The following is an 18805-nucleotide window of genomic DNA, read 5'->3' on the forward strand; positions in this document are numbered from 1 at the left end:
GTGCTTTAATTAAAGGACGCGGCGCGCCGTTTTGTAGTTTTTGCTCCACCAGCCGGATTTAATTGTATCAACCGTTACGCCCGGATCGCCGTAAGTGTGAATGATTTTTCCGTCGCCAACGTACACGCCTACGTGAGAGACCGGCGAGTAGAAGAACACAAGATCGCCTGGTTTCAGGTTGCTCTTGGAGACGTACTTGCCTACTTTAGACTGCGCTAACGATGTGCGCGGCAGATTGACGCCTACTTTTTTGAAAGCGTATGCCATCAGGCTGGAGCAGTCAAAGTAACGGGTTGTGCTTGTAGGAGCTCCAAATTTATAAGGCTTGCCCATCTGAGCCTTAGCTGCGGCAATAACTGTGCTGGATGCAGTAGCTGCGGAAGCCTGCTGCGTGATTGTGCCTTGTGCTGCAGGAAGTATGGAAACGCCTGTAAGGGCAATGGATGCGGCGATTGTAGCTGCTGCGATTTTTTTTGCGAATTTAGGATTGATGTAGGTCATGGTGTCAATTCCTCTCTTCTTGTGGAAGTATTGGAGTACTCGGCTGTTCGTTCAGCTGATAGGACTTGCTTGGTGAACCGGTACAACCAAGATAACACACTTCAGAACTGCCAGACCTTTCCTCTGAGACGTTTGGACTAGTGTTGATAAGGCTTTCATCCCGATTGTGAGAAACTTATGAGAAAGCTCTCATCTTTGTTTAAGCTTTCTCTCATCTGGGTTTAAGCCTTTATTTGCTTTAAATCCGGATACAGCAGGTGAACGGCTTCATCGAAGTCGGCCTCGCGCATTCTGGCGTCCTCCAGCTCTCCAAACGCCTCTAATTCACGCAATATGTCCATAAAACGATACTGCTCCAAGCTGCATTCCACCGTAATTGTGCGCTCCTGCAGCTGTTTGCCGTCGGCCGAGGAGGAGCTTTGCACATGCGTCCAAGCCTTTTCCGCCTGTTCCAGCGTCCGATAGGTCACTTCAATGAGAGCAGGCATGCCGATTTTGGAGCGCAAACCTTCCAGCGGACCGTCGTAATGAAGCGACCCTTCGGTGATCACGATGACCCGGCTGCATAACTGCTCAATATCGTCCATATCATGCGTTGTCAGCATGATTGTTGTGCCAAGCTCTTTATTAATGCTGCGCAGCAGCGAGCGGATATCCCGCTTGGCGGAGGCGTCCAGTCCGATTGTCGGCTCGTCGAGGATTAAAATGGACGGCTCATGCAGCAGCGCTGCCGCCAGATCGCCGCGCATCCTTTGGCCGAGCGACAGCTTGCGCACTGGCGTATCCAAAAACTCGCCTAAATGCAGCAAATCGTTCAGCTCCGCCACTCGTTTGTGCCGCTGCCGCTCCTCCATGCGGTACATCGCTCCTAATACCTCAAAGGAATCCTTCAACGGCAAGTCCCACCAGAGCTGTGAGCGCTGTCCGAACAAAACGCCAAGCGAACGGGCAGCCTCTTTCCTTTTGCGGTGAGGATTAATTCCGCCAAGCCTGACCTCGCCGGAGGTCGGATGCAAAATGCCCGACAGCATTTTGATCGTCGTGGATTTTCCTGCTCCGTTTGGCCCGATAAAACCGGTGAACTCTCCTTTATTAATGGAGAAGCTTACATCGCGCACCGCTTCTTTATCGATGCTGTCCAGGCGCAAAAAGCTGCGGATGCCTCCGTTGGGCTGTTTTGGCGCACGAACCCGAAATGTTTTATATAAATGACTAGCCTCAATCATTGCTATCTCCTCCTCAGCTTCCCGTACTCTGATAGCGGCTCATGCCTGTCCTCCAGAGCAATGCCCCTGCTCCAACCACGGCCGCCGAGGCTGCTGCGCTCAGAGCAAGTATCCATGGACCGGCTTCGCCCCGTACGATATATAAAGCGGGCATGTAGTTGACAAAAGCGACAGGAAGTCCGATGGTCAAAACGCCTTTCAGCCAGCCAGGGAAAATCGTTAACGGGTATCGGATTGCGGTATGCGTCGCATCCTCCGTCAGATTTTGCAGCATGCTGATCCGGGTTAGCCAGAAGCCTGTTGCAGCAGTCGCTAAAGCGATGCCAAAGAGCAGCAGCGCTCCGTTCAAGCTGATTAGCAGCGTCAGCGGAATGGCGGACCAAAGCTCGATTTGCCCTTTTCCGGCTAGAATTCCTAAGCTATAGGCGAGCATGCCGAAGCCAAGCAGCAGCTCTCCGAATCGGATCGAGACGTTTTGAGTCATCAACACAAGCAGCACCGGTAGAGGACGCAGCAGCAGACCGTCAAGATTGCCGCTCACCAAATACTGTTCGAGATGATGAACATCAGACGCAAAGGTTCGATAAATGGACTTGGAAAGGGTGAGCACGGAGTAAAGATAGGCGGATTCCGCGATGCTCCAGCCCTGAATCGTGCCGAATCGGCTGAGAATAACAGCAAGCAAAGCGAATTCCATAAAAGCGATAAATGCTGCGATGAAGGAGCCCGTCCAGAAATTAAAACGGTATTGCATTCTGCTGCGGATGCTGAAGCGGATGAGCAGCTTATACATCTTGACCATGTCTTTAACGTCTCGGATCATCATCCGCCCTGCACCTCCGTTCGGAAGCGCATCAGCCGGGTAACAGCGAGGCAAGCAACGGTTAAAAATGCGCACCAAAAAAGCGAAGGGAGCAGCGCGCTTGCACCGTCCATTCCCAAATAGATGCGTGCGGGTATGTATTGCAGACAGGGATACACGGACCAGCGGCTGAACGCTCCGAGCCAACCGGGAAGCCACTCCACTGGAATGAGAAAACCGGAAAACAAGGTGAACATGGCATGATTCAGCCAATGCAGCCAATGGGATTCCGTTGTCCAAAGCGAAACGGCTCCGATGAGATATTGAATACAGATGGACAAATAAGCAGCGCCTAAAACCGCAGCGATAAAAACAGCGGCATTCGTCAGGCTTGAAGGGAAACGAAGCGGGATAAGGAGGACATACAGCATATAAATCGGGAAACTTTTGTACAAGGCTTGGTACCAGAGGTTGCCCCACTCGCGGCTCATCATGTTGTAAAACAGATGCACGGGACGAGCGAGCTCGGTAGCGATTGCCCCCGTTCGCACCAAGGCGGGAATTCCGAGTCCAAAGCTGGAAAAAGCGGTGATCCAAAGCAGGCATTGATTCAGAGCGACATAGGAGACAAGGCCGGCCAAACCGTACACGCCGAGATCTCGGCCCTCTCCAATTCCTGTCCATATGGACAGATAGATGAAACCGAACAGGGCGCTTGCAATGTTGTGCAGCAGATGTGAAGCCCGGTACTGCAAATTGCGGGAATAGCTTGCGCGTGCGAGCGCATAAAAAAGCATGTGACACCTCATTTCGTAGATATTGGAATATCGACCAAAATTAAGGTGAAATGCGAAGAGAGCGGAAAAACATCATATCAAGGTTGGCCTTATAAGGCAAGAGCTTTTTTCTAATCTTTCCATCGTATGGGTTTAGCGCGAATGACGGAGGGCCAATTGGCGCACGATAGGAAACATAGGGAAAGGAAGGAGTCTATTCCATGACGCTTTGGCTGGAAGTGGTGCTGCGCACGTTAAGCTCGGTTGTTGTGCTGTTTATCGTCACAAAGCTGCTGGGCAAGCGCCAATTGTCTCAATTATCGCTGTTTGAATACATAACGGGCATTACGATCGGCAACATCGCCGGTTATATTTCACTCGACACGGATTCGGAATGGTACCTTGGATTTGTCGCTATTGCGGCGTGGTCAATCGTATCGATCGGAATCGAGTTTTGGACGCTTAAAAGCAGGTGGATCCGGGGGATAGCCGATGGCCAGGGAACCGTGCTGATCCAGAACGGCTCCATATTGGAGCACAATATGTTCAAGGTGCGGATTACGCTGGACGAATTGCTGGAGCAGCTCCGCAAAAAAAGCGTGTTTAAGGTTTCCGAATGCGAATTTGCGGTTATGGAAAAAAGCGGAGAGATTAATGTGCTGCTCAAAAAGGAAAACCAGCCGCTTACTCCAAAGATGCTTGGCTGGACGATGAAGGAGGAGCAAGAGCCGCAGACGGTCATGATGGACGGCGAGGTGCTGCAGGAGCCGTTGCGCAGCATAGGCAAGGATGAGGATTGGCTGAGGCACGAGCTGTCCGGGTTAAAGGTGCAGCCGGAAGAGGTGTTTTTGGCGCAGGTTGATGATAAGGGAAGCCTGTCGGTCCAAAAGGGCACATTGAACGGAGCGGTGGAGCGCTCCAAAAAAACGCCGCGCCAGCAGCTGCTCAGCTCGCTTCAGCAATGTCAAAGCGATATGGAGCAGTTCGGCCGTTTTGCACGGAGCGAAGAAGAAAGGGAGGCCCTTCTGTCCTGCTCGCGCCAGCTGAAACAATTGATTCGCCAGGCGCAGCCGGAGCTGAAGTGACTCCCCTGCAAAAGCTTCTATATATAATAGAAGAAAAATGCTATCGGTTGTTTGCGCCGGCAGCTTTGCTTTCTTTTTCCTTGATAAGCTTAAGCGGCACCGGCATTTCGTCTCCGCCTGCAAAATGCTTCTGCACAAGCACGTTAAACGGTTTGATGTACCGGTTTAAATCACGTCCGCCCCAAGTTTCGCGCGCATACTCGACGAACTGATTCGTCACTTCGCTGTTGGCGGTAATATGCACCGTTTCAACGGATGGGGCCAGCTTGCGCACTCGGACTGCGATCGTTTGTTTTAACTTTGAGGAAAGCTCGTTGTGATCGTTTACCGAAAAATAAGAGTTGTACGGAGTGACCAGATCACGGTTATCCCAGCGGTCGCTGCCGTTTTTATTGTTGTACACTCCGCTCATCCAGCCGCCGTTGTCCTGCTCACGCATCATTTTACTGCCGTTTTTGACCGGTTGGGTTGCGGTCCAGTCCAGCACGATGCCAACGTAAGCGTTGCGGTCGGTAAGCATGACGATGCCTTGAGCGACACCGTTCAGGCTTGTCACCTCGCTTGACAGATGAGCGCTGTATTCAACAAAGCGGTTGTTGTGCTGATCGGGATTGGAAACGGACAAGCCGTACATTTTGCTGCCTTCCAGATTCGGGCTTTTCTGGCGTGCGCCGTAATTTTGATCGCCGCTCTGCGCATGCTCTTTATATCCGCATGCCGATGAAGCAAGCACGGACAGGGCGAGCGCTGAGTAGAGAAGAGCGTGTTTTCGGTTAAATGGCATCGGTAATCGGGCCTCCTTCGGATCTTTCGCCTTGCCTTTAGGGTTCGCCGGAAAAAGTCAAATATGCGTCCAGAGCCTCATACATAATTGCCCACGGTTTTGGTGCAAAATGATAAGGCGGGAATGGGGAAAAGACCTTGAAATGAGCGTTGCAACAAGGAAAAACGCCTTTTTTGACAGCTTTGAGAACAATTTGTGAACTCTCTGTGGAACATTGACAATTAAGGGCTTCAACTTTATATTTAATTAAGTAATTGACATGCAGGAGTTGCCAATTTACAGCTGTGCATGAAGCATTTGCCACAAGCCGTACATAAGGAAGAGAAAGCGTTTAACCGACAGATTTCGGTGTGTTTTCCAACTTCTATTTGATTCCGTAAACGGATAGCCGCCGGCTGGCGGTTCTCCGTTTTTGCTTGGGCAAATCGCGAAAACGTCAAAAGTGGGGTTGATGAATGATGAAAAGGTGGCACCTTGCACGACGTCTCCTGCCGCTGCTGGCGGGATTGGCCTTGCTCTTGTCCGCGTGCGGGCGGGAGGATTTGTCCACTATGAATCCGCAAGGTCCGGTGGCGGAAGTTCAGTTCGATCTGATGAAGCTTTCGATCTCGATCATGGTGCTGGTTGTCCTTGTCGTATTTGCGCTGGCATTCTATGTAATCGTGAAGTTCCGCAGACGTCCTGGCGACAAAATTCCTGTTCAGGTGGAAGGCAACCACAAGCTGGAAATTATCTGGACGGTCATTCCGATCGTTCTGCTGCTCATTTTGGGCGTTCCTACGGTTAAGCATGTGTTTGGCTTGGCCAAGGACTATTCGAAGGATCCGAATGCGGTTCAGGTTATCGTTACCGCGCATCAGTACTGGTGGGAATTCGAGTATCCTCAATACGGCATTAAAACCTCCCAAGAGCTCATGATTCCAACAGGCAAAACGATTTCGATTCAAACCAAATCCGCCGACGTTATTCACTCGTTCTGGATTCCGGCTCTTGCCGGCAAGATTGATTCCAATCCAGGCGCGAATTTGAATAAAATGTATTTCAGCGCTAAGAAAGACGGCGTTTACCTCGGCAAGTGCGCCGAGCTGTGCGGTCCTTCCCATGCTCTCATGGATTTCAAGGTGAAGTCGGTCAATGAAGGCGCGTTCGACCGTTGGGTAACGGCGATGAAGGAACCTGGCAAGCTTCCGGCTGATCCGGCAATTGCCGAAGTGTTCGAGAAGCAATGTCTGACTTGCCACGCTGTCGGCGACAAAGGTCTCCAGCTTTATCCGAACCTGACGGGAATTGGCGATAAAGGTACGGTAGCCGGCATTCTCGTGAATACGGACGATGCAAAGTACAAAAACGAAGGCACCACTTATGAGAACCTGAAACGCTGGATCGAAGATCCTCAATCGGTTAAGCCTGGCAACTCCATGCCGAAGGTTGACCTGACTCCTGAACAGATCGACGGCATTGCCAAGTATCTGTCGGAATACAAGCTAAACGTGGAGCAATAACCTATCGGTAATTGAAGGGGGTACCAGCCTTGGCTCACGCACATCCGGTCAAGCGTTATACCGGTCTTATGGACTGGCTAACGACTGTTGACCACAAAAAAATCGGCATCCTGTATCTCATTGCCGGTGGATTCTTCTTTCTGATCGGCGGCCTTGAAGCGCTGCTGATCCGCGTCCAGCTCTGGAAGCCGCTGAACAACTTTGTCAGCGCGGATACATACAACGAGCTGATTACGATGCACGGCACCACAATGATCTTCTTGGCGGCGATGCCAATCATCTTCGCCATGATGAACGCGATTGTCCCGCTTCAAATCGGCGCTCGCGACGTTGCGTTCCCTTTTGTTAATGCACTCGGCTTCTGGACGTTTTTCTTCGGCGGCCTTCTGCTGAACATCAGCTGGATCGCTGGCGCGGTTCCCGATGCTGGATGGACCTCGTACTTGCCGCTCGCAAGTCCGACCTACAGCACCGACAAAGGCGTCGACTATTATGTGCTCGGACTGCAGATTGCAGGTATCGGTACGCTGGTCGGCGGCATTAACTTCCTTGTTACAATCATCAACATGCGCGCTCCGGGCATGAGCTTCATGCGTATGCCAATGTTCACTTGGAGTGCTTTCATTACGTCCGCGCTGATTTTGTTCGCATTCCCGGCGCTGACGGTAGGCCTTGTTGCCCTCATGTTCGACCGCCTGTTCTCGGCGAATTTCTTCGAGGTCAGCGGCGGCGGCAACACGGTACTATGGGAGCATATCTTCTGGATCTTCGGTCACCCGGAGGTATACATTCTGATTCTCCCGGCCTTCGGTATCATTTCCGAGGTAATCGCTACGTTCTCGCGTAAACGTCTGTTCGGTTACAGCTCCATGGTATTCGCTACCGTGCTGATCGGTTTCCTTGGCTTCATGGTATGGGCTCACCATATGTTCACCGTTGGTCTGGGACCTGTAGCTAACGCGTTGTTCTCGATCGCAACGATGCTGATCGCCGTTCCAACAGGGATCAAGATTTTCAACTGGATCTTTACGATGTGGGGCGGCTCCATTAAGTTCACGGCAGCCAATCTGTTCGCCGTAGGCTTCGTGCCAACCTTCGTTATGGGCGGCGTGACGGGCGTCATGCTGGCAGCGGCTCCGGCCGACTTCCAATATCATGACAGCTACTTCGTCGTGGCCCACTTCCACTACGTAATTGTAGGCGGTCTGGTACTGGGCCTGTTCGCAGGACTTCACTACTGGTGGCCCAAAATGTTCGGCCGCATGCTTGGCGAAGGTCTCGGCAAGCTGACGTTCTGGACATTCTTCATCGGTTTCCATCTGACGTTCTTCGTTCAGCATTTCCTCGGCCTGCTCGGCATGCCGCGCCGTGTATACACGTACCTGGACGGACTTGGCTTCAACAACATGAACTTGATCAGTACGATCGGCGCATTCTTGATGGGCGTTGGAACGATTATATTCATTATCAATATTATCGTTACTTCCGCTAAGCCAAAGACGGCCGGCAACGATCCTTGGGAAGACGGACGTACGCTGGAATGGGCGATTCCTTCCCCGGCTCCGGAGTACAACTTCGTTCAAACGCCTTTGGTACGCGGTTATGACGCGCTGTGGAAAGAGAAAATGGACGGCAACGAAGGCATGTCTCCGGCGGAGCCAATCGGCCCGATTCATATGCCGTCGCCATCGATTCTGCCATTTGTAATGTCGCTCGGCCTGTTCATCGCCGGCTTCGGATTCATGTATGCCAACAATGACTGGCAAGCCGGATTTTTCAAAGATCTGTTCGCTTCCCATGCGGTAGCGGGCGCGGGACTGCTGATTACGCTGAGCTGCATGGTCATCCGCTCCCTGAAAGATGATCACGGTTTCCATATCGAGCCGGAAGAACTGACGAACAAGGGGGTTAAGGCATGAGTGCACATTCGCATCTAGATGGTCAGCTGCCTCATGAGCCGGAACGCGCAACCCTGGAAGGACGCAATAAAGTTCTAGGCTTCTGGCTGTTCCTTGGAGGAGAGACGGTACTGTTTGGTACCCTCTTCTCCGCTTTCCTGGCGCTTCGCGATCAAGTCGGCGACGGCAATCCATCCGGCCAAGAGCTGTTTAAGCTCATGACGGTTGCGATTGCGACAGTCATCCTGCTTACCTCCTCCCTGACAAGCGTATTCGCCATCCAGGCGATGCACCGCAATCAGGTGAAGGCGATGCAGGGCTGGCTCATTCTGACCGTACTTCTCGGCCTTGCCTTCCTCGGCCTTGAGATTTACGAGTTCTACGAGTACGTTCACGAGGGACATAAGTTCAGTACAAGCGCCTTTAGTTCATCGTTCTATACGCTTGTAGGCTTCCACGGAGCGCACGTTTTGTTCGGGATTGTCTGGATTTCACTTCTGATTGCCCAAGTTGCCCGCAAGGGACTCAACGTCGTAACCGCACCGAAGGTATATGTTGCGGGTATGTACTGGCACTTTATCGACGTCGTATGGGTATTCATCTTCACCGTCGTTTATCTGATGGGAAAGGTGGCGTAACGGATGGCAGCAAATCATACGACTCATTCCGAAGAGCCGGCTAAACGGCATAAACACGAAGGTCCTAGAAAACATGTCGTGGCGTATATCTTCTCCATGCTGCTTACGCTCGTAGCTTTTGCGACCGTAATGGGCGGAGAGATCAACGCATCCTTTACGTATATCCTGCTTTTAGTCATGGCTGCTCTGCAAGTCGTGATTCAGATGGGCTTCTGGATGCATATGAAAGACCGGGGACATCTGTTCCCGATCATAGGCATCCTAACCGGCGTGTTCGTAGTGTTTACAATTGTCATTATGGCGGAATACTGGACTTGGTGGTAAGCCGCGAAAAAGAGAAGGAGGAGCGTCTGCCTGCAGACCTCCTCTTTTCTTATTTTGCAAGTAAAGCGTTCGCAATTTCGCCTTTTGCTATGTCCCTTCGCTTCCGGTAAAGTAAGGTTTAACAACCCATCTGCGGGCCAAAGCCTGCGGTGACCGTTCGTGTGCGACGGCAAAAAGGGAAGGAGAATATCCGAAATGCTTGGACTGGAATATTTCAGCTTTAAGGCGCTATGGAGTCCTTGGCTGTTGTTTATCGCGCTGGCGGCGCTAATCGGTTATTACTATCTGATTGGCCCATGGCGGGAGAAGCATTACCCGATGGAGAAGCGCCCCGGGTTTTGGCAGCAAGTGATGGCTGTTTCAGGTTTGTTTGTACTGTACATGGCTCAAGGCGGCCCTATGAACCTGTTGGGCCATATGATGTTTTCGTTCCACATGGCGAACATGTCGCTCAGCTATCTAATCGCTCCTCCGCTAATTATTATGGGCATTCCTGCTTATGCTTGGCGTGCTGCTTTCCAAGCGCGGTTTTGGAAGCGGTTGAGTCCGGTCATGAATCCGATTTTTTCGCTCGTCTGTTTTAACGTTTTGTTCTCGTTCTACCATATTCCCAACATCCATGACTACGTCATGACTCGTTATTGGGTCCATGAAGCGTACTATTTTGCGCTGCTGGTCGCTGCGATGATTATGTGGTGGCAGATTACATGTCCGGTGCCGGAGTGGAACCGCTTGAACGGATTGCGCAAAATGGCATATGTGTTTGCCAGCGGCGTGCTCTTAACGCCTGCCTGCGCGCTCATTATTTTTGCAGATGAACCGCTTTACTCGGTCTATAACGATCCAAACGTATGGGCTCAGGCGATGAGTTATTGCGTATCGGGCAATACAGCCGACCTTCTGGCAAAGTTTGAAGGCCCGATGTTCTTCAATTTGTTTGTCGCTTTAGAAGACCAGCAGCTTGGCGGAATATTGATGAAGCTAGTTCAAGAGATTATGTACGGCTGTATTCTCGTATTTATTTTTAGACAGTGGTACAATCAGGAAAATGCAGAGAACGACCACGATCTGCGCAACGTGGACCCTGTTTAACGAAACGGCAAGAACAAAGCGAAACCAAAGATCGGGCTTTGAGAACCGGTCTTTGGCGGAGCTGACCGGTTTCATCGGTTAGCTGTTCCAGTACCAACCAGTACGAAAGAGTGGGGGAGACAGGCTTTGGATCTGTACACAATATTTCCGACTATAAGCACCTTTTTCATCGTTGTAAGTGCAATCTTAGTAGCAATCGGCTGGAACCTGGCCATTAAACGGCGCCTTGAAGCCCACAAAAAAACGATGATTGCCGCCGCCATCGCCGCGATTATCTTTTTTATCATTTATTCCTCGCGGACACTGCTTGTAGGCAACACGGACTGGGGCGGTCCGGACAGCCTTGCGCCATATTATTACGTATTTCTTATTTTCCATATCGTCTTGGCGACGGTTGGCGCGGTATTCGGAATTACGACGCTTGTTTTCGGCTTTAAGGAAAAGTATGCGAAGCACCGCAGGCTTGGCCGAATCACGTCTATCGTTTGGTTTGTTACAGCAATTACCGGCGTCGCAGTCTACATCCTGCTGTACGTTATGTACCCGGGCGGTCATACAAAGCCGGTATTTGATATTTTGTTCCGATTATAAAGATCGGTTAAAAGTACCCGCTGCGCCAAAGGCCGGCCTTCCGATCGCTGTTGACCTCAGATTTTTTTGAATTGTAATTGATAGCAGTAAAAATCCGACGTCAAAGGCGAACGCTGGCGCTTCTACAGGCTCGACCTTTGGCTTCGCTGCTTTTTACCGACTTTATATCTTTTTTGTAGACTCTCAGCGGACTGGAGGCGTCAGCGATGGCAACCGTATTTACAATTGGCGAAGCGTTAATTGACTGGGTTCCTGCACAGCGCGGAGTGGAGCTGAAGCAGGTTGAGAGCTTCACGAAGGCAGCGGGCGGCGCACCGGCCAACGTAGCCTGCGCCGTTGCGGTTCTCGGCGGCAGCAGCGCTTTTATCGGGAAGCTGGGAGAAGACGCATTCGGCGACTTTTTAGTGGAAACGATGAGCGCTGCCGGTGTAGACACATCCCGGGTGCTGCGGACCAAAGAAGCGAATACGGCAATGGCGTTTGTCAGTCTCAGAGCCGACGGCAATCGGGATTTCAGCTTTTACCGCAATCCGAGCGCGGACATGCTGCTGCGGGCCGACGAGATCGGAAGCCCGTTCAAGAGCGGAGATGTGCTGCATTTCTGTTCGGTGGATCTGATTGACGCGCCAGTTAAAGAAGCGCATCGCGAAGCTATTCGCAAATGCAGAGAGGCCGGCGGTATCGTCAGCTTTGACCCTAATGTTAGGCTGCCGCTGTGGCCCGATCCGGAGTCCTGCCGCCGGGCAATTCTTGAATTTCTCCCGCTGGCTCATCTGGTTAAAATCAGCGACGAGGAACTAGCGTTTATTACCGGCATTCAAGACGAGGAAGAGGCGCTGCAGGCGCTTTTTACCGGAGATGTCAGACACATTATTTATACACGCGGTCCGGCGGGAGCAGTATGGCTTTCGCGGGAGTTTCGCACGGAAGTGACGGGGCATTCGGTGCAAACGGTTGATACAACCGGCGCAGGTGACGCTTTTATTGGAGCGCTGTTATACGGATTGCATCGTCAGCCGAATTTTCTGGAGGGCATAACGGAGCATTTCGCAGCTACGCTGCTGGCCTTTGCCAATGCTGCTGCAGCCATTACAACGACCAGACCGGGCGCAATTGCCGCCTTGCCTTCGCCGGAGGAAATCGAACAGCTGCTGGCTCAGAATACGAAAGCTTTGTGAGCTTTTCCGCAGAGTCTAAAGTTTACTCAGACAGTTTCCGATATTTCCCTAATTAGTGTTATTGATAAGGAACTAACAGGGTGAAATGAGGGAGCTTCAACAGTGATTTCAGTTTCTGATGCGAGAAGGACACAGCTTGAATATATTCAATTGACAGAGGATGATTTGCAGCGGCTAAGAGAGGCAAAGCCTGTATTTGAACAGGCGGCGGACGGAGTCGTAGACGCTCTTTATTCCATCGTAATCCGGCAGCCGGAGCTTAAGGCGCTGATTGAGCGGCATAGCACGCTGGACAGGTTGAAGGAGACGCAAAAGCAGTATTTTTTATCCATGACGGCCGGTACAATTGACGAGCAGTATTTTGCGGACCGGCTTAAAATCGGAAGCATTCACTCGCGGATTGGCCTGACGACCCATTGGTACCTTGGCACTTATATGACCTATCTCGATTTGTCTTCATCCTATCTGTCAGCGGCGATGCCCGGCAATTGGACAATGGTGCTGCATTCCTTGGCCAAAATGTTTAATCTGGACTCTCAGCTTGTGCTTGAGGCTTATGAACGGGATGAAAAAGCGAAGCTGCAGCGCATCACGGAAACTCAGTCCGATATCCTGACAGGCGTTAGCGCAGCCGTTCAGGAGCTTGCCGCAGGCATGGAGCAGGTAGGCCGCAGCGCAGATACGGTCGGCCGCCTGGCGGTCAGAACAGCTGAATCTCAGCAGCAAACGGACCTGGAGCTGACGAGTTTAAGCGAGCAGATTGAGGTCATTGAGTCGATGGGCACGCTGATGACGAATATCTCGGATCAGACGCATCTGCTCGGCCTCAATGCCGCCATTGAGGCAGCCCGCGCGGGTGAAATGGGACGCGGCTTCGAGGTTGTTGCCGGCGAAATCCGCAAGCTGGCGCGCCATTCCAAAAACTCGCTGGAGCTCATTCATGAAAAGGTTGAGGCCATCCATGCCGTGTTGGGCAAAGTCCAAGCTTTGTCCCACGAAACGGCTGAAGCGGCTCAGGAGCAGGCTGCCAGCTCGTCGGAGCTGAATGCTTTTATATCCGTCATCGCAAATGTTTCCAAAGAATTGGAGCATCTTCGCGATAAGGCGATGCCGGAGGAAAATGAAACAGCGCAGGATCAATAACCGCATCTGCCGGTTTCCGCTTGTTAAGCGGGAGCCTGGCGGATGTTTTTTTGTTTCCAAACATTTCTTGACAGTTTATTGAAACAGTGTATATACTGTATATAAAGATATGCACAGTATATACACTTTCAATAAGGAACTTTGCTCTCTTTGAAATGTCATTGGTAAGGGGAGACGGATATGAGCGTTTGGAGAGGAGCTAAGCTTCTTGTCCGTTACGAATGGGCTACTGCCGGATACGGAGTGATTTTCAATCTGGTCCTCATTGCATTTTTTGGGATTGCTACGACCCCGCTTTTTCTTGATTTAAGGGACGGCGATGCCTTTGAGCCTGTTTCGGCTGGAATTATGAATTTTATGATGTTTGCTATACTTCCATGCCTTGGCTTCTTTATGAACAAAACGACATTCAACGGCTGGCAAGAAGACTATGTATCAAGCCGGTTAGCGGCGTTTCGCCAGCTGCCGATCAGCTATCGCCAGCTGGCTGCGGGAAAGCTTTTGACGGTGATGACTTTGTTTGTTCCTTCAATCGTGCTGTTCATTGGCCTCCAGTACGCACTGCTGCTGAACCAGCTGTTAAGCCCGCTGGAAATGCTCAACTTTTTGCTGTTCTGGATGGGTTATGGCGTGGGGACGGCCGTATGTTATGCCTTCTTGGAGATGACTATGGACGGCAAGAAGTACTTCGCGGTGTCTTTTGTAATATCGTTTCTGTTTTTAGGAGTAGGAATTTTGATTGCGCTGATGAATTGGAATATTATGCACTGGCTCATCAACCAAGCGAACAGAGGGAACTGGATTCCAACAGCAGCAGCATTGGCGGTTGGAGCTATCGTGTACATGTCCATGTACAATCTTCTCGTTCGCTCGTTAAGCCGGCGTACTTTTATCGGATAAGGCTGCAAAGATTTTCATCAGAAACGAGGTGCGGTCGTGCGACTACCCATAAACATCAACGAGAATAGCGCCGAACCTCTGTATCATCAAATTGAAACCCAGCTGCGGGCACTGATTGTCAGCGGCCAGCTAGCCGAGAATACACTGCTGCCGTCTAACCGCGAGTTAGCGCAGTCGCTTCAATGCAGCCTGATCACAATTCGACGCGTTTATCAGGATTTGGAGGCGGAAGGGCTGCTCCGTACAAGGCAGGGAAGCGGCACTTTTGTGGCAAAGGTGGATACAAACGCTGGAGCAAGGCAGCTGTTGCAAGCGGCGGAGGCGGCGATAGAGGCTGCTGTAGAAGCTGGAATGGCAGCGGGATTTAAAAGAAGCGAGCTGGAGGAAGCATTTCTGAGCGAGCTGAATCGGCGTTACGGCATACAAAGAGACGTTGAGCCCGGATAACAGGAGGAGGGAAGCAGGGTGAATCGAACGCTGGAGCAGCAAAGCTTAAGCCTGACAAGCGGCAGCAGTAGAATCGATCAAGCAGAAGCGGCTGCCGTCTCGCTGCGATCCGTTGTCCAAAAACGAAGCCGCTTCCGGCTGGGTCCGCTGACGCTGGATATTCCGGCAGGTTATATAACGGCGATTGTCGGGACAAACGGCAGCGGCAAAAGCTCCACTTTTCGTCTGCTAATGGGACAGTCCCGTGCAGACGAAGGTGAGCTGTGGATGCTAGAGGAGCAAGTCGGGTCTGGCATCGATGACACGAAGCTGAAGCAGAGAGTTGGTTATGTTCCCGAGGAGGACAACAAAAGTGATGCCCCCCTGCGAGGCACCTTTAAAGCGGGGTTTGTCTCCGAATGGTACCCGGATTGGAACGGTTCTGAATTTGAACGTCTGCTGAGGGAATTCGAAGTGGAGCCTTCCATGCGGCTGGGCAAAATGTCCAAGGGAATGAGACGCAAGTACGAGTTGTCGCTCGCCTTGGCTCATGGACCGGAGCTGCTTTTGCTGGATGAGCCTTCGTCCGGGCTCGACCCGCTGTCTTGGCGCAAAATGGTGGATGAGCTTCATCGCTATATGAGGCGCGGTCCAAGGACCATCCTGATGGCGACGCATATTCTCGAGGAAGTGAAGCGGCTGGCCGATTATATTGCCATTATGGCCAACGGACGAATAATCGGCATGTACGAGAAGGATGAACTGCTCTCCTCATGGCATACGTTCTATGTAGGTCCGGTTGCAGCGGCCGAGACAGCAGACAGTACATCCGCTGTGCCTCTCTTGGTCCGGGATGTCGAGGAGCTGCCGGGACTGGTGGATGCCGAGGAGGCAGGGGGCGGTACATGCCGCGTAACAACGAGCAAAGCATGGGAGGCGGAGCAATGGTGCCGCAGGGAAGGGCTTCCTGTCACAGGGCAGCGGCCACTAGAGCTGGATGAAATTATGGCTCTGCTCATTCGTGACAGCTATTAGCAAGAAACGGTTTGAAATGGTCGGTTCATTATGAAGGGGAGGATTAGTATATGAAGCCGCTTGTAGTAGAAAAAGTTGTCAAGCAATACGGAGACCATACGGCAGTTAACGGCATCAGTCTGGAAATAGATCGGGGGGAGATCTACGGCCTGCTTGGAGCGAACGGAGCAGGAAAAACCACCACGATGCGTATGGTGCTCGGCCTGATTTTTCCGGATGAGGGCAAAATTCTGTATGATGGCAAGCCTTATTCCAAGGAGCAGCTGCGCCAGATCGGTTATTTGCCGGAAGAACGGGGACTGTATCCAAAAGTAGCAGTGAGCGAGCAGCTTACTTATCTGGCCCGCCTCAAAGGCATGTCTGCGGCAGACGCCGATAAAAGCCTCAAGAGCTGGCTGGAGCGATTCGGCGTTCCCGAGTATTACAGCAAGCGTGTCGAGGAGCTGTCCAAGGGCAATCAGCAGAAAATCCAGTTTATTGCGACCATTATCCATAAGCCGCAGCTGCTCATTCTTGACGAGGCGTTTAGCGGACTGGATCCCGTCAACGTCGAGCTGTTGAAAAGCACGGTCAAAGAGCTGCGCGACAACGGCTCAACGATTCTTTTTTCCACGCACCGCATGGAGCATGTCGAGGAGCTGTGCCGCAACATTACGATTCTACACCGTTCTAACGAAGTGCTGAAAGGAAGTCTGAAGGAAATTAAAAGCCGCTTCCCGCGCGAACGCGTGCGTCTTGCTGCAGAAGGAGAAATTAAAGGACTGGAGAGCCTGCCTGGCGTGTTAGGAGTAAAAGTACTGGAGCAGGGCGGGTATGAGATTCGCATTGCCGATGAAGCATCCGGGCGGGGAATTTTGCATCATGCGATGTCGCAGGCCGAAGTTAGCCGCTTTGAAATTATGGAACCGACGCTCAACGAAATCTTTATCAAAACGGTAGGTGAGAGACATGAGTGATTTCTGGACAGTAACTGGATTTACGTTCCGCAACAAAGTTAAAGGCAAAGCTTTTGTCGTTACGACCATTATTCTCGTTCTTATTCTATCTCTCGTTATCAACCTTCCGTATATTATCTCGCTGTTTAAAGGCGAGGGCGGCAATGACGTTGAAAAAGTCGGTTATGTATCCGTGCAAAGCGACATGTTGAAAAGCAGCGTAACTCCTACTCTAATCGGCGGCTGGCTGAAAGAGTACTACGAGTCCCAGCCGGAGGAAAGCCGCAGTTTGACGATGGTTCCAATTGAAGGGAGCGGCGACGCAGCCGCCGACGAGTCGCTGCTGAAAAAAGCGATCGCTGACGGAAAAGTTGACGGCTACGTAGAATTGACGCCTAATAAGGCAACCGGATTTTATGACGCTGTCTACAAATCCGAAAAAATGATGGAAGGCTCTATCGCTACTGAGCTTCGCAGCGGCCTGCAAATTGTCAAAACAAATGCAGCCGGCTTGACGGATGCACAGAAAAAGCTCCTTTACGCACCTGTAGAGGTCAGCTCGATGCAAATTAATGCCGGAACCGGCGAGGAATCAGGGCGGACGGCTGCTCAACAAGGCGTCAATATAGGGCTTGTTTATGCCGTGCTGTTCCTGCTCTTCATGTCGATTATGGCAACGGGCCAGGTTATCGCCAGCGAAGTAACAACGGAAAAAAGCTCGCGTATTATGGAGGTGCTCATTACGAGCGTCTCGCCGCTGAACAGCATGTTCGGCAAAATCATGGGCATGTTTTTTGTCGGCATCCTGCAAATCGCCATTTATGTTGCCACGGTAGTTATCAATGTGAACATCCCGACGAACAAAGACGCTCTTGGCAATATGAACATTCATCTTAATGATGCAAGTCCGGATTTGCTGATTGTAGGACTGCTGTTCTATTTGACCGGTTACTTCCTGTACGCGACGCTGTACGCGGCTGTCGGCTCTCTGGTTAGCCGTACGGAGGATCTTGGCCAAGCGGTAATGCCGCTCACCTTCCTGTCGCTGGGCGGGTTTTACATCGGCATGTTCAGCCTTTCCGTGCCGGACAGCATGCTCGTAAAAGTGACCTCGTTTATTCCGTTCTTTTCCCCTTACACTATGGTGCTCCGCTCCGGTGTCGGAAGCGTAGAGTACTGGGAAATCGGCCTGTCGCTGGTCATCATGCTTGTCAGCATTTACGTATTCGGCTGGCTGTCCGCGAAAATTTACCGCACCGGCGTGCTGCTCTACGGCAAACGTCCAAGCATTAAAGAGCTGCGCAAGGCGATGAAGGCTTACAAGATTTAAGCTGTTTTATGGATCAATCAGTGTGAGTAATAAAAAGTCAGATGGATCAGTCCCTGATCCATCTGGCTTTTTATATGGGAATAATTTCTTTTTGGCGGGAATTTGCGTAGAGCAAGGCAGACATCCGCGCCGCTCGGAATTGACATATCGGTAAAATTCGATACAATCAAGCTATGGACTTACTCGAAATATTCAAAGCCCTCTCAAACCGCACACGCCTTGAAATTTTGAAAGGTTTGAAGGATCCCGAGAAACACTTCCCTCCGCAGGATGAAGGCGACGTTCATACGGTGGGAGTCTGCGTCAGCAGTATTCAAGAAGGCGTCGGACTGTCTCAGTCAACGGTGTCGGAATATCTTGCAACTCTGCAGCGAGCGGGCTTGGTCGAAGTCAGGCGTATCGGTCAGTGGACCTACTACAAACGAAACGAAGCAACCATTCGTGCTCTTGCCGAGCTCATAGGGAAAGGAGGATTGTAATTTTTTCATCACATAATATTTACTCCCCGTTTACTCAAACCAGCCAGCCTTTTGTACGGGCTCGGCTGGTTTGATTTTGTTCCGCCATCATGGTTTACTTCTAGCGTTGCTTGGCCCTATAATCGAGTTGCTGAATGTTAACTTGGTTGAACAGGAGACT

At 51.4% G+C, this 18805-nt stretch carries 20 protein-coding genes; 15 read left to right on the forward strand and 5 right to left on the reverse strand.

All coding sequences use genetic code 11. The annotated features are described in order from the left end of the window. Positions 1-9: 9 nt before the first annotated feature. The 4 genes from M3223_RS14370 to M3223_RS14385 form a co-directional block, all read right to left on the reverse strand. Positions 10-501 carry a C40 family peptidase gene (locus tag M3223_RS14370; RefSeq protein WP_251562607.1) on the reverse strand — a complete coding sequence of 164 codons (492 nt, stop codon included), beginning with the start codon at positions 499-501 and terminating at the stop codon, positions 10-12. Positions 502-722: 221 nt separating this feature from the next. Continuing rightward, positions 723-1727, reverse strand: a complete 1005-nt coding sequence (locus tag M3223_RS14375; RefSeq protein ID WP_251562609.1) for an ABC transporter ATP-binding protein — start codon at positions 1725-1727, stop codon at positions 723-725. Positions 1728-1740: 13 nt separating this feature from the next. Continuing rightward, positions 1741-2553 (reverse strand): ABC transporter permease, encoded by an 813-nt coding sequence (locus M3223_RS14380; protein ID WP_251562612.1) that lies wholly within the window; start codon positions 2551-2553, stop codon positions 1741-1743. After that, on the reverse strand, positions 2550-3326 hold the full coding sequence (locus M3223_RS14385; protein WP_251562614.1) for an ABC transporter permease: 777 nt from the start codon (positions 3324-3326) through the stop codon (positions 2550-2552). Before M3223_RS14385 ends, M3223_RS14380 begins: the two co-directional genes overlap by 4 nt. Before the next feature lie 200 nt (positions 3327-3526). Between M3223_RS14385 and M3223_RS14390 the strand changes: the two genes are divergently transcribed. Then, the gene (locus M3223_RS14390) at positions 3527-4390 is read left to right on the forward strand and encodes a DUF421 domain-containing protein (protein ID WP_251562616.1); all 864 of its coding nucleotides are present in this window, start codon (positions 3527-3529) and stop codon (positions 4388-4390) included. A gap of 40 nt (positions 4391-4430) precedes the next feature. Here M3223_RS14390 and M3223_RS14395 read toward each other — a convergent pair whose 3' ends face one another. Continuing rightward, positions 4431-5174: a hypothetical protein gene (locus M3223_RS14395; RefSeq protein ID WP_251562618.1), complete on the reverse strand. Its 744-nt coding sequence runs from the start codon at positions 5172-5174 to the stop codon at positions 4431-4433. Positions 5175-5629: 455 nt separating this feature from the next. Here M3223_RS14395 and coxB point away from each other — a divergent pair, with 455 nt between their 5' ends. The 14 genes from coxB (at position 5630) to M3223_RS14470 (ending at position 18645) form a co-directional block, all read left to right on the forward strand. Beyond that, the gene (coxB, locus tag M3223_RS14400; protein WP_251562620.1) at positions 5630-6676 is read left to right on the forward strand and encodes a cytochrome c oxidase subunit II; all 1047 of its coding nucleotides are present in this window, start codon (positions 5630-5632) and stop codon (positions 6674-6676) included. 68 nt (positions 6677-6744) lie between these two features. Continuing rightward, positions 6745-8595 (forward strand): cytochrome c oxidase subunit I, encoded by a 1851-nt coding sequence (ctaD, locus tag M3223_RS14405; protein ID WP_251563004.1) that lies wholly within the window; start codon positions 6745-6747, stop codon positions 8593-8595. Beyond that, the gene (locus tag M3223_RS14410; RefSeq protein ID WP_251562622.1) at positions 8592-9212 is read left to right on the forward strand and encodes a cytochrome (ubi)quinol oxidase subunit III; all 621 of its coding nucleotides are present in this window, start codon (positions 8592-8594) and stop codon (positions 9210-9212) included. Before ctaD ends, M3223_RS14410 begins: the two co-directional genes overlap by 4 nt. Positions 9213-9215: 3 nt before the next feature. Further along, entirely contained in the window at positions 9216-9536 is a 321-nt protein-coding gene (locus M3223_RS14415; RefSeq protein ID WP_251562624.1) for a cytochrome C oxidase subunit IV family protein, read from the forward strand. Positions 9537-9731: 195 nt separating this feature from the next. Then, on the forward strand, positions 9732-10628 hold the full coding sequence (ctaG, locus tag M3223_RS14420) for a cytochrome c oxidase assembly factor CtaG (protein ID WP_251562626.1): 897 nt from the start codon (positions 9732-9734) through the stop codon (positions 10626-10628). A 126-nt stretch (positions 10629-10754) separates the two neighbouring features. Beyond that, entirely contained in the window at positions 10755-11219 is a 465-nt protein-coding gene (locus M3223_RS14425; protein WP_251562628.1) for a DUF420 domain-containing protein, read from the forward strand. Positions 11220-11425: 206 nt separating this feature from the next. Beyond that, entirely contained in the window at positions 11426-12397 is a 972-nt protein-coding gene (locus M3223_RS14430; RefSeq protein ID WP_251562630.1) for a carbohydrate kinase family protein, read from the forward strand. A gap of 102 nt (positions 12398-12499) precedes the next feature. Further along, positions 12500-13540 carry a globin-coupled sensor protein gene (locus M3223_RS24540; protein WP_353057703.1) on the forward strand — a complete coding sequence of 347 codons (1041 nt, stop codon included), beginning with the start codon at positions 12500-12502 and terminating at the stop codon, positions 13538-13540. A gap of 180 nt (positions 13541-13720) precedes the next feature. Further along, complete coding sequence (locus M3223_RS14445; protein WP_251562632.1) at positions 13721-14440, forward strand: hypothetical protein; 720 nt, start codon at positions 13721-13723, stop codon at positions 14438-14440. Between the two features lie 36 nt (positions 14441-14476). Next, the gene (locus M3223_RS14450) at positions 14477-14887 is read left to right on the forward strand and encodes a GntR family transcriptional regulator (RefSeq protein ID WP_251562634.1); all 411 of its coding nucleotides are present in this window, start codon (positions 14477-14479) and stop codon (positions 14885-14887) included. An 18-nt stretch (positions 14888-14905) separates the two neighbouring features. Then, a complete protein-coding gene (locus M3223_RS14455; RefSeq protein WP_251562636.1) occupies positions 14906-15901 on the forward strand; it encodes an ABC transporter ATP-binding protein in 996 nt (331 codons plus the stop codon). 50 nt (positions 15902-15951) lie between these two features. Then, positions 15952-16857 carry an ABC transporter ATP-binding protein gene (locus M3223_RS14460; protein ID WP_251562638.1) on the forward strand — a complete coding sequence of 302 codons (906 nt, stop codon included), beginning with the start codon at positions 15952-15954 and terminating at the stop codon, positions 16855-16857. After that, a complete protein-coding gene (locus tag M3223_RS14465) occupies positions 16850-18166 on the forward strand; it encodes an ABC transporter permease (protein ID WP_251562640.1) in 1317 nt (438 codons plus the stop codon). The genes M3223_RS14460 and M3223_RS14465 overlap by 8 nt, the downstream gene beginning before the upstream one ends. Positions 18167-18339: 173 nt before the next feature. Next, positions 18340-18645 (forward strand): ArsR/SmtB family transcription factor, encoded by a 306-nt coding sequence (locus M3223_RS14470; RefSeq protein ID WP_251562641.1) that lies wholly within the window; start codon positions 18340-18342, stop codon positions 18643-18645. The last annotated feature ends 160 nt before the right edge of the window (positions 18646-18805 follow it).

It is taken from the genome of Paenibacillus pasadenensis (assembly GCF_023715725.1).
GTDB classification, from domain to species: Bacteria; Bacillota; Bacilli; order Paenibacillales; family Paenibacillaceae; genus Paenibacillus_O; species Paenibacillus_O pasadenensis_A.